A 15,103-nucleotide genomic window follows, 5' to 3' on the forward strand; every position below is an offset into this window, starting at 1 on the left:
GAGCGGCATCACGTACCGGCCGTCCGGCGGTTCGGCGCCGATCACCAGGCTGTCCGCGATCCGGGGAGGCTGCTCCACAACGGCGTAGATGTCGGCGGACCCCATCCGCACGCCCATACGGTTGAGTGTTGAGTCCGAACGTCCCGCCACCACGACCGACAGATCCGGTTCGACCGTCACCCAATCGCCGTGCCGCCAGACGCCGGGATAGACACGAAGTAGCTCGCCAGATGGCGCTGGTTCTCAGGGGCGTTGACCAAGTGCAACGGCATCGAGGGAAGCGGTGCCGCCACCACCAGCTCCCCCTGCGCCCCGACAAGCGGCTGCCTGGAGACGTCCCAGGCGGCGACGGCAACACCGAGCGCGGGACACTGGATCGGCGTGCGAGTGGGGACCGGTGCGCGGAGGTCGGTCAGGGGAAGCGCCCACGAGACTCAGCGGCATGTCGGCAATGAGGGGCGCTCGACGGCACGCGGCTCTCTCCTGTCCGGCGTGGGCAGGAGAGAGCCGTGAGGGAAGGCCGTCGCCGGTCAGGCGGACATGTCGGACGGGGCCCGGCCGAGCTCGCGGATGAACTCCTCCGCCCGGGGCCATGAGCCGTAGCCGGAGGCGGGGTTGAGGTGTCCGACCGGGCCGAGGTCCACGAGGCGGCTCCCCCATGCCCGGGCGAGATCGACGACGTGATCGACATCGGCCAGGGGGTCGTTCGTGCTCGCCGCGACGATGCTGGGGAAGGGCAGGGGCGTTCGCGGCGTCGGCGTCCAGCCGTTTTCGCGCAGGACTTCCAGGGTGGGATAGCCGTCCGGCAGCGGGGTGACGAAGTCGGGCGGCGTGGCCAGCAACGCCCCCTCGACCGGACGCCGGTGTCCTTGTGCCCAGTGCACAGTGGTCATCACCCCTGCACTGTGGGCGACCAGCAGGACGGGGCCGCGGACGTCCGACAGCGCCTCGTTCAGTGCGGCAACCTGGGCATCGCGGCTCAGCCTGTCCTTCTCCAGCGGGGGAACGGTTCGGGCGTCGGCGATCTTGTTGGCGAGGACCGTCTGCCAGTGGTCCGGCACATGATCGCGCAGCCCAGGGACGATGACGAGCGTCGGCAGTGCGCTGAGACTCATGACTGCAACTCCGGGATCCTGAGCGCCAGGTCGGGGAGCAGGCCCAGTCGGCGCAGATCGTTTTCGTAGGAGAACTTGCCGATGGTGAAGGCCACGCCGCCCGCGAGCGCGACGAGCGGGATCACCCGCAGTGCGCCGAGCAGGCCCAGGTGGTCCGCGAGCATGCCCGTCACCGCGGGCCCGGGAGCCAGCCCCAGCAGGCTGTTGGCCAGTGTAAGGGTGGCGAAAGCCGTCGCCGCGATGGCGGCGGGGGTCAGATGGGCCACCATGGCGGCCGCCGGACCGGCCGTACCGCCGGCCACCAGGGTCCCGGCCGCGATCAGCACGAGCTGCAGCGGGCCGGCCGGCAGGTGGAATCCCGCCATCAACAGCACGAACGACCCGAGAGCGCAGACGATCGCGACGATCCACTTCCGGGCCGCGGCCTTCCGGCTGAGGCGGTCCGCGACGATCCCGCAGAGGATCATGCCAATGCCACTGATCAGTGCGAAGACCCCGGCGGCCAGGCCGGCCTTCGCAGGAGGCATGGCGTAGTACCGGTTGAGGAAACTGGGTATCCACGCGAGCAGGGCCATCGCGATGAACATCTGCAGCCCGCTGCCTATGTAGGCGCAGACCACGGAGACCGAGGAGAACAGTCGTGGCAGCTGGGTCCGGATGGGGGCGCGTTCGCCGGACACGGCGCTGTCACGGATGGACGCCCGGCCCAGCCTCTTCTCGGTGACCACGAGGCCGTAGACCGCGGCCAGGGCCAGCCCGAGGATTCCCATCGCGCCGAACGCCCAGCGCCAGCCGTGCTCCTGGGCGATCACACCGCCGATCGACACACCCAGCACGGATCCGAACGATCCCCCCGCCATGAAGGCTCCGGAGAGTGTGGCCCGCAAACCGATGGGGAACACGCTGAGGACCACCGCGATGCCGACGCTCCCGTAGGCCGCCTCTCCGACGCCCACCATGAACCGGCCCAGGAACATCTGGCCGTAGCTCGCGGAAATGGCGCAGCCCAGCGTCGCCAGGCTCCAGGCCGTCGCGGCGATGACCAAGATCCTGACCCGGCCCCAGCGGTCCGCCAGAAGCGACAGGGGGAAGGTGAGCACACCGACCATCAGGGCCACGATGCCGCTGAGGGAGCCCAACTCGGCATCGGAGAGCAGCCATTGCGCCTTCAGCAGGGGAAAGACCGCGTTGAGGACCTGTCGCGACATGTAGTCGGACAGCAGCAGCCCAAAACCGAGGGCGAACACCAGCCAGGCATAGCTACGGGATACGGCCGGTGCGGCGGGAGACGTCCCTGGCACCGTTGTGCCGGCAGTGTGCAGTCCCATTGGCATCACCTCTTCGTCTCTGGTCGGGGCTCAGAAAGGTTGGTCGCCGACAATCCCCGCGCGCTCCATCCTGCGGACGGCGGGCCAGTAGTCCTGGACGGCGTAATGCTGGGTGGAGCGGTTGTCCCAGACGGCGACGCTGTTCTTCTGCCAACGCCAGCGCACCTGGTACTCGGGGACGGCCGCCTGGCTGATCAGGTAGTTCAGGAGACTGCCTGCTCCGGGCGCGTAGTCCTGGCCGAAACGCACGTTCTCGGGCGTGTGGTAATTGACGAAGTGCGTGGTGAAGGCGTTGACGAAGAGAATCTCCTCGCCGGTCTCCGGGTGGGCACGCACCACCGGGTGCTCCGGGTCCGGGAAGCGGGCCTTCAGCTCGTGGCGTTGCTCCATCGGCATCACGGCACCGAAGGTCGCCTCGATGCTGTGCCGCGCGCGCAGGCCCGCGATCTGCGTCTTGATGTGCTCCGGCAGCCTGCGGTAGGCCTCGGCCATGTTGACCCAGATCGTGTCACCGCCCACGTCTGGTGTTTCCACGCAGCGCAGCACTGCGCCCATGGGCGGGCACGTGCGCCAGGTTGCGTCGCAGTGCAGCGCGTTCTCGTAGTGCTCGGGTTTGCTGTCCATATCCTTGTAGATGCGGACCAGCCCCGGGTGGTCGGGGTCGCTGCCGACCACCGGATGGTCCTCCAGCGGGCCGAAGCGCCCGGCGAAGGCGGTGTGTTCGGCACGCGTGATGTCCTGGTCACGCAGAAACAGGACCTTGTACTGCAGCAGCAGCGCCTTGATCTCTGAGAACAAGTCGCCGTCGCGCGCTGCGTCGCCGAGGTTCACACCGGACAGCTGGGCGCCGATGGTGCAGGTCAGCGGCTCAACCTTGATCGAGGTACGGAGGGCGCCCGGACGTACCAGGGCGGGCGTGTCTTCCTTCGGGCGGACAGTCTGGGGCATGTGCTCACTCCTGGGGGTCACGTGCGGGGCGCGGCGAGCTCAGAGGACGAAGACGGAAGATCCCATGGTCCGGCCCGCTTCCAGGTCACGATGCGCCTGCACCGCGTCCTGAAGGGCGTAGCGCTGGTTGGTCTCGATCTTGATGCGGCCGGCCGCGACGTGCCCGAACAGCTCAGCGGCCAGGGAGTCCCGCTCCGCCGGATCGGCGATGTAGTCGGCCAGCGCGGGGCGGGTCACGAACAACGAACCGTTGATGGCCAGTTGCATGGCGTCGAGCGGCGGGACTCCGGATGCCGTGCCGAAACACACCAGCAGGCCGCGGCGTTGCAGCGAGGCCATGGACCCGGCGACGGTGTCCTTGCCGATACTGTCGAAAACGACCGGGACGCCCTTGCCGTCGGTCAGTTCACGCACCCGCTCGGCCACGTTCTCGCGCCGGTAGTAGATGATGTGTTCGCAGCCGTGGGCGCGGGCGACCTCGGCCTTCTCCTCGCTGGAGACCGTGCCGATCACTGTGATACCGAGGAGCTTCGCCCACTGGGAGACGATCAGACCGACGCCGCCGGCCGCCGCGTGGAGCAGCACGGTGTCGCCGGGATTCAGCGGGTGGATCCGGCGCAGCAGGTACGCCGAGGTGAGTCCGCGCATGGTCATCGCCGCGGCGGTCTCGCATCCGATCTCGTCCGGCAGCCTGATGAGTGAATCCGCGGGCATGACCCGCTCCGTGCTGTAAGCACCCAGCGGACTGCCGGTGTACGTCACACGGTCGCCCTCGGCGACATGCGACACGCCCTCGCCCACGGCCTCGATCACGCCCGAGGCCTCCACGCCGAGCCCCGCAGGCAGTGGAGCGGGGTACAGGCCCGTGCGGAAATAGGTGTCGGCGAAGTTGAGTCCTACGGCGACGTGCCGGATCCGTACCTCGCCCGGACCCGGGTCGCCGACGGTGACCTCTTCCCACCGCATGACGTCAGGGCCACCGGTTTCGTGGAATCGAATGGCGTGTACCAAGGTGCGCTCCGTCTACTCGTGTGTGTGGCTGTGTGTGTGGGGGGCGGCGGCGGGAACCCGCGCCGCCGCCAGTGGGGTCGGGTCAGCTCTTGAGGTCGCGCAGCATGGAACCGCGGCGACCGGGGCGGCGGTTGGGCACCATGCCGAGCTGAGCCAGGGTCTCGTCGGCGTCCGAGTACACTTCGCCGAGCTTGTAGATCTTCTTCGCCTCCTGCCCGGTGGCGATCTCGCGCCCGAGCCCATGGGCGATCTTCACCATCTGCTCGACCTGCTCCACGGAGGACATCCGCTCGCCCTTGTGCCGCCACAGGTTGTCCTCGTTGCCCACCCGCACATGCGTGCCGAGGGCGATGCCGATGGCGTTCATCGGCGCCACCGCGCGCATGGATGCCTCGATGGTGAGCACGGCGCCGTCCGGGACACGGCGGATGAACTCGATCAGGTCGGCCGGGTGCCGTCCGGCGAAACCGCCGCCGATGGCAACGTAGTTGAGCACCAGCGGCCCGCTGTAGATGCCCTTGCGGATCAGCCGCTCCACGGTCTCCAGCTGTGCCATGTTGGCGAGTTGGAAGTGCGGCTGGATGCCATTGGCACGGAGCCGCTCGAGGTGCTCTAGGTAGAAGTCCGGCCCCGCCTCGACCACCATGTCCCGATAGGCCTTGTAGTAGCCGGACTTGGCGATCGACGTGCCCTCGATGTCCTCGTCGTCGAAGAGCTCGACGATGTTCATCTGGTTGGTGTTGATCGCGATCGTCACCTGGTCGGGCCTGGGAGTGATCTCGGCCAGCATGTGGCGAGTGTCGTAGCTGAGCCACTTGGCGTCGCCGCCCTCGTCCTCGGGGGCGAAGGAGATCGACCCGCCGATCTGCAGGACCATGTCCGGCACGGCCTCCCGCAGGCGGGCCATCAGCTCGTTGAACATGGAGATGCGCTTGGATCCGTGACCGTCGAGCTCGCGCACGTGTATGTGCAGCACCGTGGCACCGGCGTTGTAGCAGTCGACGGCCGCCTGCACGTGCTCGTCCATGGTGAGCGGTAGGTCGTCGGCGTCACCGGGCAACCATTCCGGCCCGTAGGGCGCGGCCTGGATGACCAGCCTCTCCTGGTTCTCCGGATACAGGGAGTCGTCGAAGAAGTGCACGGTCCATCTCCTTTGTCGGATGGGTCTTCACTCGCCGCACGCATCACTGCCTTCGATGCGAGGCCCAAAGGGCTTGCGAGGGGCAGACGCGGGAATGCAGACGGGGTTCCCGGGCTCGCCGGGGGCTCGGATACGATCAGCAGGCCCGGGAGGGAACATTCGGCTGCGGGCAGGATTTCTGCCCGCTCTCGTGGGATCGGCCATGTCCCTTGCGGTGAAGCAACGTTAAGGGCGGGCCAGGGCGCGCGCTTGACCAAAGGGGACAGAAGACTTGCCGCTTGGGGACATGCCTACCCTTGCGGCCGTCGTCCCCGGACTCGGACAGGGGCATGCCGGGGTACGGCGTGAACTGCCGTTCCGTTCCCCTGCGCAGAAACCTTGGTGGTCACTTCTCGCCTGAAGGCTGCTGCCCGGTACCGCGGATCCGCCACTCCCTCGGGCTGCAGCCGAACCGCTCGCGGAACCAGCGCGAGAAAGCACTCGGTGCCGAGAATCCCAGGAGCCCGGAGATCTCCGTGAACGAGCGGCGTGGGTTCGCCACCAGCTGCTGCGCGAGCTGGGTACGTGTGGCGTTGAGAACCGCGGAGAACGTCTCGCCCGAGGCCGCGAGGTGCCGGTGGATCGTCCTCCGGTCGATGCCGAGGCTGTCTGCGACCTGCTCGATCGAACAGCGCCCGGTGGGCAGCAGGACTTCGATCAGCTCACGCACGCGGTCCAGCACGGTGGTGTCCTTCGAGACCGCGATGGACTCGAAATACTGCCGGGCGTAGGTCCGTAGCAGCGGGTCCGACATGGGGTTGGGAGCCTTGAGCTCGCCGGCGTAGAAAACGATACCGTTGAACTCCCGGTCGAATTCCACCACGGGGCCGAAGAGGCGCCGGTGGGTACCGGGGTCCGCCGGCGCGTCGTGCGTGAAGCACACGGACAACGGCTGCCACCGGGCACCGAGAAAGCTGCGCAGGACCCCGTGGAAGGCACCCACGGCCAGCTCCGTGGCCTGGCGGGCGGCCAACGCCTCACCCAGTTCGAGGCTCACCTTGAGGGTGGCCAGGCCGTTCGCCCCGGAGAGCCGGCTGCGGAGCATCTCGTTGTACATGTGCTCATGGCGGACGAGAAGTTCGAGGGCGCTGCGGACATCGGGCTCGTCGCGCAGGACCAGACTGATGGGGCCGAGATTGGAGAAGCTGCGCCGCTCGGCGAGGAGCAGGCCGAAGTCCCCGCGCCGCGAGGCCGCCGCGGAGAGTTCGAGCAGCTGGGCGACCGCCGCGCCGGGTATCCATCTGTCCTGGACCGCGAGGCCGACGGGGTCCAGGCCCACGCGCTTCATCAGGGCCCGCGGATCGATGCCCAGCGACTGGCTGACCTCGACGTAGCTGTTCAGCGCTGCATTGCGGACAAGAGGCTTCATGGGCGCGCTCCAGAGGGGCTTCGCCCCCAAGTGATAAGTGAGATGTCCCGTCACGTCAAGCCATCGGCCGCGTCGTGACCTAGCGTTGCACCACCGCGACGGACCCCTCCGCCTGGGTTCGGTGTCCCGGCCGATCGGAAATCGAGCGGAGAACACCATCGCAAACAAGTTCAGCTGCCGACCAGCCCTGGAAGGGCGGCACGGAATTTCCTGCAGATCAATACATTCGAGGAAATGACACACACCGAAACCGTCAGAAATATTCCACAAGGAAGGAAGACCGTACGCGCATTTTCCGTTCCGGCCGGCAATGAGCTGCACACGAGATCGAAGAGAAATGTACGACCAGAGGGAGGTCACCATGACGCGCGTGGTCAACGTGCTGCGTCGGCCCTGCACCGGGCCGGCCGTGTGGGCGGGTCCGGACCTGGCGGACTCCGATGAATGGGTCCTGCGGCTCTCGCCGGCACAGATCGACGGACTCGAGGTGACCCTTCGCGCGGTGCGTACGCGGGGCCTTCCGCTGCTGAAGACGACCGCCGACGACTTTCCGCTGCCGACCCTGGCCGGCGAGCTGGAGCGCATCGCCGACATACTGGAGAACGGACGCGGATTCGTGCTCGTCAAACGTATTCCGGTCGAGCCATACAGCCTGGCAGAGGCGGGCGCCATATTCTGGGGAGTGGGCCGGCATCTGGGCGTTCCGGTGTCGCAGAACGCATCGGGCCACATGCTGGGCCACTCACGGGACACCGGCCGTAGCCTTGCCGACCCGGGAACGCGCGGATACCAGACCAGAGCGAGGCTGCCGTTCCACACCGACGGATCCGATGCCCTCGGGCTGTTGTACCTGCGAGCGGCCCGCGCCGGCGCACAGACCTCCGTCGTCAGCTCGGCAGCGGTCTACAACGCCGTCTGGCACGGCGCTGTGGCCGGCCATCGGCAGGGACGCGACCTGCCGCCCGACTTCTGGGGAGATCCGCAGAGCACCGGCGGCGGTCCCGATCGCGGCGGGGTTGCCCCCCGCGACGTGATCGCGACACAGAACTCCGTGGGCCTCGGCGCCTGGCGGCATCAATGATGACCGCCGCAGACCCAGATCGAGGAGGAACCCGAATGAACAACCTCGCCACGCTCCTGACCGAATCCGCCAGAACCGACGGCGACCGCGTCGCCGTTCGCCACGACGAGATCTCCCTCACGTATGTCCAACTGGACGACAGGAGCGCCCGGTTCGCCACACTGTTGCAGCAGACCAAGGGCGTCCGGCCGGGCGACCGCGTCGCATTGGTCATGCCCAACGCCACCAGTTTCCCGGTCGCGTACTACGGCATCCTCCGCTGCGGTGGCGTGGTGGTACCGATGAATCCGCTGCTGAAGGCCCGTGAAATAGCCTTCGCTCTCCGAGATTCCGGATCGCGCATCGTGGTGACACTTCCGCAGTGCGCGGATCAGGTCGCAAAGGCCGCGGCGGAAGTCGGGGCCGACTGTCTGGTCACCGACTCGACGGAGTTCGACACCCAGGTGCGGGCCACCGAACCGATGCCCCGCGTCGCCGATCGGGCCGAGGACGACACTGCCGTGATCCTCTACACGTCCGGCACGACAGGAACCCCGAAGGGCTCCGAGCTGACCCACCGCAACCTGATGACCAACGCGGCCACCACGACCGCGACGCTGCTCCACGTCAGGCCGGACGATGTACTTTTCGGGGGCCTGCCGCTGTTCCACGCCTTCGGGCAGACCTGTGCTCTCAACACCGCCGTCGCCGCGGGCGCCACTCTGACCTTGCTGCCGCGGTTCGCGCCCGCCAAGGCGCTGGAGATCATGCATCACGACGGGGCCACCATCTTTCTGGGCGTCCCCACGATGTACACAGCCCTGCTCCACACCCAGGTCCCCGACGGCTACGACCTCTCACGGCTGCGCCTGGCCGTTTCCGGCGGTGCTTCCTTGCCGGTCGAGGTACTGCACGATTTCGAACAGGCATTCGGTGTCACGGTGCTGGAGGGCTACGGGCTGTCGGAGACTTCGCCTGTCGCGTCGTTCAACCCCCCGGACAGGCCACGCAAGGCCGGCTCGATCGGCCTCCCGATCCGCGGGGTCGAGCTCAAGGTCGTGGCGGACGACGGCACCTCGGTGGGCCCGGGCGAGGTGGGTGAGATCGCAATCCGCGGCGACAACGTGATGAAGGGCTACTGGAATCGTCCGGATGCGACCGCGGATGCCATTCGGGACGGATGGTTCCACAGCGGCGACCTGGCCCGTGCCGACGAGGACGGCTACTACTTCGTCGTCGACCGGAAGAAGGACCTCATCATCCGCGGCGGATACAACGTCTACCCACGTGAGATCGAGGAGGTGCTCTACGAACACCCGGCCGTCGCCGAGGCCGCCGTAGTCGGTGTACCGCACGAGACCCACGGAGAGGAGATAGCCGCCGTCGTGACCCTCCGGGACGGTGCCCGGATCACGGCCGATGAGATACGCGACCATGTCAAACAACGAGTGGCGGCGTACAAGTATCCGCGGATCGTCACATTCACCGACTCGCTCCCCAGGGGAGCAACGGGCAAGATCCTCAAGCGGGAGATCGTCGTCGAGAAGAAGTCCTCCACGGACTGAACCGATCCGGTTCGACGGTGCCAACCACGGGAACACGCTGCGTGCGTAGCGGCGTGCGCAGCTCGGTGGGGCTTGTGGTCGACGGTGTGGCAGCCGCCTGACGTGATGCATCCGCCGGGGAGAAGACAGGGAGCCGGCATGCCGGTCTCGGCGTGCTCCTTGTCAGGTCCGGTCCGTGCACCGTCCTTGCCGTGGTGCGGCACGGTGTTCACGCGGTTCCAGTCCTTTACGACCTGAAGCCCGCCATGGGTCTCCGTGCGCAGGTCCAGGCCCGACCGGGCAGTTGCAGGCGAGGGTCGTTCGGACCACGCGTCCCAGCTCTTCGAGCGCGGTTGCCCCACCCGTGGTGATCACGGGTGGGGCAACAGGCGGGTGGCCGAGCGGGCCCCTGTTGCGGGAGACCGCCCGGCCCGTACCGTGTGGCTACCGGACGTCGTAGGCGCGGGTGATGGTCTGGGTGACCGCGTTGCCGTTGGCGTCGGTGAAGGTGGCCTTCATCGTGACCTGCTTGCCGGAGGCTCCGGTGTGGTCGAGGACGGCCGTCCACTTGCCGTTCTGCAGCTTGGTCGGCGCCTGGGTCCAGGTGGTGCCGCCGTCGTAGGAGTAGGACAGCGAGGCCGCCGTGATCGCGCCCGGGGTGTACCCGGCGTGGCCCTCGACCGACAGGCCGACCTTGATGCCGCTCCGCGCGGGCAGGGTGTTCATGCCGTCCACCGGCAGGTCGTACGCCGGGTGGAGGATCGGCAGGCCGCGCGAGTAGACGTCCGGCTCCCGGTGCGAGCGGAAGCTCCAGGTGGTGTCGGCAGCGGTGGAACGCAGCCAGTTGCGGTCCCCGGAGTAGATCTTCTCCAAGTGCTGGGTGAGCTCGTACGCGGAGTCCTCGTCGGCCACCTCGAACACGCCGTAGGGGTAGGCGAGCCGGCCGATCTGCTCACCATTGCGCTTCAGCGTCAGGTTGCCGATGTCGCCGAAGGAACCGCCGTAGGTCCAGTGGTCGCCGGAGCCGTCGACCCAGAGGGCGTTCTGGATGCCGATCAGGTTGCCCTGTCGCTCGGCGGCCAGCATCAGGTTGCCGTCGGCGTCGCGCGCCGCGGCGGGCCGCAGGGGGCCGCGGTACCACTCCTCGGCGCTCCGCTGCCCGGCCCGGTAGGTGCGATCGTGGTCCGACATGAACGCGGCAAACGGGAAGCTGGTCATCGCGCCGTGGGACCAGGCGTCGTCACCGGTCGTGTAGTAGGCGGTGCGGGCGCCAGGCGCGTGGACCGTCTGGTACAGGCTCACGGGGATCTGGGTGCCGCTGCTCCCGGAGGGACGGAGGAACAGCGCGTCGATGTAGTCGGCCTCCTTGCCCATGGCATGCCACGTCTCGGTGACCTGGGCCAGCCGGGCGTCATTCGGCCGGTAGGCCTGGTCGGAGTGCAGCGGGCCCTCGGTCGGGAACGACAGGTTGTAGACGTAGGACGAGCCGTCCTCGGAACCGGTCGCGCGCCAGGTGGGCCGGAACTCGAAGGTGCCCTTCTGAGCGCGCCCGTCGATGTGTGCGTAGAACTTCTGCACGGCGCCGCCGGCCATGAGTGTTCCGCTGAGCTGCCAGGTGTCGTCCCACGTGCGGGCGTAGTTCAACGTGGTGCCCTGCAGCGTCGAGGGGCGGTTGGTGTGCAGGCTCAGCTGGTGGGCCTTGCGGGCGTCGAGGACGACGGTGGTGTCCTTGGTGATCCGCAGCTGCGGGTGGGCGAGGTAGCTGACCGATTCGGGCGTGTTGCTCGCATCGGGCGTCGCCACGAAGCTGCTGAGGGCGTAGTCGCCCGGGCGCACACGGTAGGTCTGCTCGGGCGCACCCGCGTTGGTACGGCGCTCGCCCTCGTCGGAGTCGAGGCTGGCGACGTCCAGGGAGGAGGAGCCGGTCGCGGGCTTGCCGTTGCGGTCGACGACCTTGACCCGAAGGGTGACCGTCTCCGGCTGGACGTAGAGGGTGACGGGCACGGAGACGTGCACATCGCCGCCGGTGGCCAGGATCCGGCCGGTGACCGCACCGTACTGGGCGGGCTTCAGACGGGCGGTGGGGTCGATCTGCAGCGGCACCTGAGCGGTGGCCCCCGCCGGGACCGTCACCTTGTTCTCCTGCGGCTTGATGATTCCGGAGGTGACGTCGCTGCCGTCGTTGCCGTGTACACCGCTGAGCTTCAGATGAAGCGTCAGGTCGCTGTCGCTGGTGTTGGTGAAGGGCACCTGCACGATGGTGCGGTCCGACGCGTCCTGCGGCCAGTTGTAGCTGCCGGCCTGGACAGCCGGCGCGGAGAGCGCCTTCTGGTTCACCGCGCCGAACACGTCAAGCACCCCACCGCCGGTCTGGTCGGCGCCGGCGACCTTGCCGCCGGTGCGGGCGGAGGAGACCAGGGCAGCCTTGACCTGCTGCGCGGTCCAGTCCGGGTGCGCCTGGCGGACGACGGCCGCAGCGCCCGCGACGTGCGGGGTTGCCATGGAGGTGCCCGACATCGTCCGGTAGGCATAGACGCCGCGGCCGCCCGCACTGGCCGCCGAGATGTCGACGCCGGGGGCGGCGATCTCGGGCTTGAGAGTGTGGGTGACGGCCACCGGACCGCGGCTGGAGAACTGCGCGGTGGTGTCGTCGCGGTCGACGGCGCCCACGGTCAGCACGCCGGGCACACACCCGGGCGAGGAGACGGTCTCGGCACCCGGGCCGGAGTTGCCGGCGGCGACGACGAACAGGGTGTGCTTGTTCTTCGACAGCTCCTGCGTGGCCTGGGCCATCGGGTCGGCGCAGTCGCCGATCGCGGGGTTGCCCAGGCTCATGGAGACGACGTCGGCCTTCTGGTCGACGGCCCACTGCATACCCGCGATGATCCAGGAGTCCAGGCCGTAGCCTGCGTCGTTGAGGACCTTGCCGACGAGGAGGGAGGAACCGGGGGCGACGCCCTTCTTCCGGCCGTCACTCGCCGCTCCGGACCCGCCGACCGTGGAGGCGGTGTGGGTGCCGTGGCCCACCCGGTCGTCGGTGGTCTTGGAATCCGTGAAGTTCTTGGACGCGGCGACCCGGTTCACCAGGTCCGGGTGCTCGGCGTCCACGCCCGTGTCCAGCACGGCGACCTTGGTGCCCTTGCCGTCGTAGCCGGCCGCCCAGGCCTCCGGCGCGTGCACCTGCGCGGTGGACCGGTCCAGTGTGGCCTCGACCTTGCCGTCCAGCCACAGCTTCTTCAGCGTGGAGCCAGAACGCGAGCGGGTGCTGGTGATGTCCTGCCAGAAGGCGGCAGCGGTGCCCTTGCCGGCCCTCAGCGCGACGCCGTCCACAGCCGGGAGGCTCAGGCCCCGCTCGGACCCGCGAGGGGCCACCGGCGCGCTGTCGGCAACGTTCACACCATTCCGGTAGGTGGCGATGAGCGGCAGCGTGTCGGTGTGCGCGTCGTCGTATCCCTGGCGGATGAGCCCGGTCACGTTGAACAGCTGCTCGTCGACCTTGCCCTCGGCGATCGCCTGGGAGGCGCCCTCGGGATAGACGTAGAGGTCCTTGCCTCTCTGATAGGTCTGGACCATAGGCTGCGTGCCGTCCTCGCGAGGCAGCACGGCCGCAGAGCCGCGGCCCGACGCATCCGTGGCAACCAGCACCTTGTCGCCGGTGACGAGCGTGACCGACACCTGCTTGCGGCCCGTTGCCGCGGTCTTGCTGCCGACGATGGGCCTCTTCCCCGAGGCACCGTCAGGCGGCGTATCCGCCGCCCCGGAAGGCGCGACCGCGGTGACGGCCAGGACGGCGGCGGTCGCCGTGCCCAAGGCCATACGCGTTATGGAACGCATGAATCTCCCTATTTGAGCCATGAACATATGCCGAACTGCGGCTGCAGCCTGGCAGACATGTGGATTGAGTGGGGATGCCGTGCGTGACGGGTTTCCCGCATGGCGGATTTCCGTCACGCGGTCACTTCCATCGGCTCGGTGGGAGTTCGGACCTGACGGGTGGGGTACGCCCGGCCGGGACGGCGATCCCGGTCGGGGACGGCCGGCCCGCCCGCGCCCTGCACCCCGCCGAGGTCACCACCAACCGGTCGCCGGCGTCGTCAGCGGGCTCGCCGTCGTCGTACCCGCCCGCCGCACCGATGCATGCCTTCAGCCGGAAATGACGCCCCATCGGCGTGAAGCAGTAACCCGCCAGGAGTTGGCGGCCGCCCTCGTCCGGCGACCGTCAACAGACAAAGGCTCCCCGGCCCTCGGGCCGAGGAGGAAGTCAAAGCCAGCCCGCACGTGCGGCGTGCCATCCGAGCTGCAGGCGCGAATCCGCTCCGGCCAGATCCATCAGACGGCGGGTCCGCCGCTCCACGGTACGTATGGACAGGCCGAGTTGGGAGGCCGCCCGCCGGTCGGAGATCCCTGCCAGCAGCAAAGCAAGAACCTCCAGCTCCCCCTCGGTTGGCTGCTGATCACCTGCCGGCTCCGCACGCACACCCGTGGCGGTGGTGTACAGCGGCCGGGCCTGGGACCATTCCTTCTCGAACAGATGGACCAGGGCCGTCAGCAGGCCGCTGCGGTGCACCACGATCGCGCTGGGCTCGCCACCGGAGTCCGCCATGTCCAGTGGCACCATGGCGCGCTCCCGGTCCGACACGAGCATCTTCAGCGGCAGCGAGTCGACCAGGCGAAGCTCGATGCCCGCGGTGATGCCCGCCCGTGCGTCCTGCGCCATGCCGGGACCGTCGAGATAGTCCTTGGCAGCCACGACGCGGAAGTCGACTCCGCGGTCCAACGCGGAACTCTCCGACATGTCGGCGTCCTCGCGCGGCACCGCGATGGGCGCGCCGACGAGGAAGACCAGCAACTCCTGCTGGGCGCCGCGCTGCAGTTGGTGGAACCGGTGTGCGACCTGCTCCACGCCGACGACCACCTCCACGACACTGCCCGCAGGGTGTGCGGCGGTACTGCGGTACTGCTCGGTCAGCATCGAGAACGCGGTCTCCGCCCGGTGCAGTGCGTTGCGCTGCTCGACGAGGAACGGGGCCAGAGCCACTGAGGGGGGTGTGAGCCGGTAGCGGGCGGGCCGACGACCGGCCTCACGGTCAGCCGAGTCGGGTGCCCCGCTCCCGGCCTCGTCGGCGATCGCCACCAGGCCACGTGCCGTCAGGTCAAGCAGGATGCGGGTGGTCTCGGTCTTCACGAGTCCGGTCTGTCGGGCGAGGTCCTGCGCGGAGGCTGTCGGGCGGGCCAGCAGTGCCGTGTATATGGCCTCTTCGGCCGGGCCCAATCCCAGCGCCTGCAGCATCCGGTTCCTCCTCAGGCGGCCACCGTGTCCGGCCCTGGCGCAGTTCCCGTGCACCGAGCGGATTCTTCTCAGCCGAACCCTATCCCTCTGTCAGGTTGGCGCCATTGGCTGTGTGCCTGGTTCGGCACCCCGCCACGATGCCGATCACCCGGGCTCCAACCTGCTCGAAAGTCGACGTGCGCGAGGTCCTGATGGTGCCCTCGCCCGCGAACCTGGCACCGGCCGCGCGGACTCCTACTGTTCAGCGGCAGGACGGGC

10 protein-coding genes are annotated in these 15,103 nt (G+C 68.5%); 2 read left to right on the forward strand and 8 right to left on the reverse strand.

The window, feature by feature from the left end:
- Positions 1–530 precede the first annotated feature (530 nt).
- The 6 genes from ACIOHC_RS34725 to ACIOHC_RS34750 form a co-directional block, all read right to left on the reverse strand.
- Positions 531–1,115: an RBBP9/YdeN family alpha/beta hydrolase gene (locus tag ACIOHC_RS34725; RefSeq protein WP_401845404.1), complete on the reverse strand. Its 585-nt coding sequence runs from the start codon at positions 1,113–1,115 to the stop codon at positions 531–533.
- The gene (locus ACIOHC_RS34730) at positions 1,112–2,443 is read right to left on the reverse strand and encodes an MFS transporter (RefSeq protein WP_351074190.1); all 1,332 of its coding nucleotides are present in this window, start codon (positions 2,441–2,443) and stop codon (positions 1,112–1,114) included. The genes ACIOHC_RS34725 and ACIOHC_RS34730 overlap by 4 nt, the downstream gene beginning before the upstream one ends.
- Positions 2,444–2,473: 30 nt before the next feature.
- The gene (locus tag ACIOHC_RS34735; RefSeq protein WP_351074189.1) at positions 2,474–3,391 is read right to left on the reverse strand and encodes a TauD/TfdA family dioxygenase; all 918 of its coding nucleotides are present in this window, start codon (positions 3,389–3,391) and stop codon (positions 2,474–2,476) included.
- 39 nt (positions 3,392–3,430) lie between these two features.
- Positions 3,431–4,402 (reverse strand): quinone oxidoreductase, encoded by a 972-nt coding sequence (locus ACIOHC_RS34740; RefSeq protein WP_365691298.1) that lies wholly within the window; start codon positions 4,400–4,402, stop codon positions 3,431–3,433.
- An 82-nt stretch (positions 4,403–4,484) separates the two neighbouring features.
- Entirely contained in the window at positions 4,485–5,543 is a 1,059-nt protein-coding gene (locus tag ACIOHC_RS34745; protein WP_351074187.1) for a 3-keto-5-aminohexanoate cleavage protein, read from the reverse strand.
- 385 nt (positions 5,544–5,928) lie between these two features.
- Positions 5,929–6,951: an AraC family transcriptional regulator gene (locus tag ACIOHC_RS34750; protein WP_351074186.1), complete on the reverse strand. Its 1,023-nt coding sequence runs from the start codon at positions 6,949–6,951 to the stop codon at positions 5,929–5,931.
- 361 nt (positions 6,952–7,312) lie between these two features.
- Between ACIOHC_RS34750 and ACIOHC_RS34755 the strand changes: the two genes are divergently transcribed.
- Both ACIOHC_RS34755 and ACIOHC_RS34760 read left to right on the forward strand, forming a co-directional pair.
- Positions 7,313–8,032, forward strand: a complete 720-nt coding sequence (locus ACIOHC_RS34755; protein ID WP_401845409.1) for a TauD/TfdA family dioxygenase — start codon at positions 7,313–7,315, stop codon at positions 8,030–8,032.
- 35 nt (positions 8,033–8,067) lie between these two features.
- Positions 8,068–9,576 carry a long-chain fatty acid--CoA ligase gene (locus ACIOHC_RS34760; RefSeq protein WP_365691302.1) on the forward strand — a complete coding sequence of 503 codons (1,509 nt, stop codon included), beginning with the start codon at positions 8,068–8,070 and terminating at the stop codon, positions 9,574–9,576.
- Positions 9,577–9,999: 423 nt separating this feature from the next.
- Here the strand turns inward: ACIOHC_RS34760 and ACIOHC_RS34765 are convergent, their stop codons facing one another.
- Both ACIOHC_RS34765 and ACIOHC_RS34770 read right to left on the reverse strand, forming a co-directional pair.
- Positions 10,000–13,389, reverse strand: coding sequence for a S8 family peptidase (locus tag ACIOHC_RS34765; RefSeq protein WP_401845411.1), 3,390 nt, complete (start codon positions 13,387–13,389; stop codon positions 10,000–10,002).
- 427 nt (positions 13,390–13,816) lie between these two features.
- Complete coding sequence (locus ACIOHC_RS34770; protein ID WP_351074182.1) at positions 13,817–14,845, reverse strand: helix-turn-helix domain-containing protein; 1,029 nt, start codon at positions 14,843–14,845, stop codon at positions 13,817–13,819.
- Between the last annotated feature and the right edge of the window lie 258 nt (positions 14,846–15,103).

Origin of the sequence: Streptomyces sp. NPDC088252, from assembly GCF_044740965.1 — a bacterium.
Lineage (GTDB): Bacteria > Actinomycetota > Actinomycetes > Streptomycetales > Streptomycetaceae > Streptomyces.

Bases quoted from the DNA above. Each gene is read 5' to 3' on its own strand.
- ACIOHC_RS34750 (WP_351074186.1), bottom strand. From the start codon at position 6,951: ATGAAGCCTCTTGTCCGCAATGCAGCGCTGAACAGCTACGTCGAGGTC.
- ACIOHC_RS34730 (WP_351074190.1), bottom strand. From the start codon at position 2,443: ATGGGACTGCACACTGCCGGCACAACGGTGCCAGGGACGTCTCCCGCC.
- ACIOHC_RS34725 (WP_401845404.1), bottom strand. From the start codon at position 1,115: ATGAGTCTCAGCGCACTGCCGACGCTCGTCATCGTCCCTGGGCTGCGC.
- ACIOHC_RS34765 (WP_401845411.1), bottom strand. From the start codon at position 13,389: ATGCGTTCCATAACGCGTATGGCCTTGGGCACGGCGACCGCCGCCGTC.
- ACIOHC_RS34760 (WP_365691302.1), top strand. From the start codon at position 8,068: ATGAACAACCTCGCCACGCTCCTGACCGAATCCGCCAGAACCGACGGC.
- ACIOHC_RS34755 (WP_401845409.1), top strand. From the start codon at position 7,313: ATGACGCGCGTGGTCAACGTGCTGCGTCGGCCCTGCACCGGGCCGGCC.
- ACIOHC_RS34770 (WP_351074182.1), bottom strand. From the start codon at position 14,845: ATGCTGCAGGCGCTGGGATTGGGCCCGGCCGAAGAGGCCATATACACG.
- ACIOHC_RS34735 (WP_351074189.1), bottom strand. From the start codon at position 3,391: ATGCCCCAGACTGTCCGCCCGAAGGAAGACACGCCCGCCCTGGTACGT.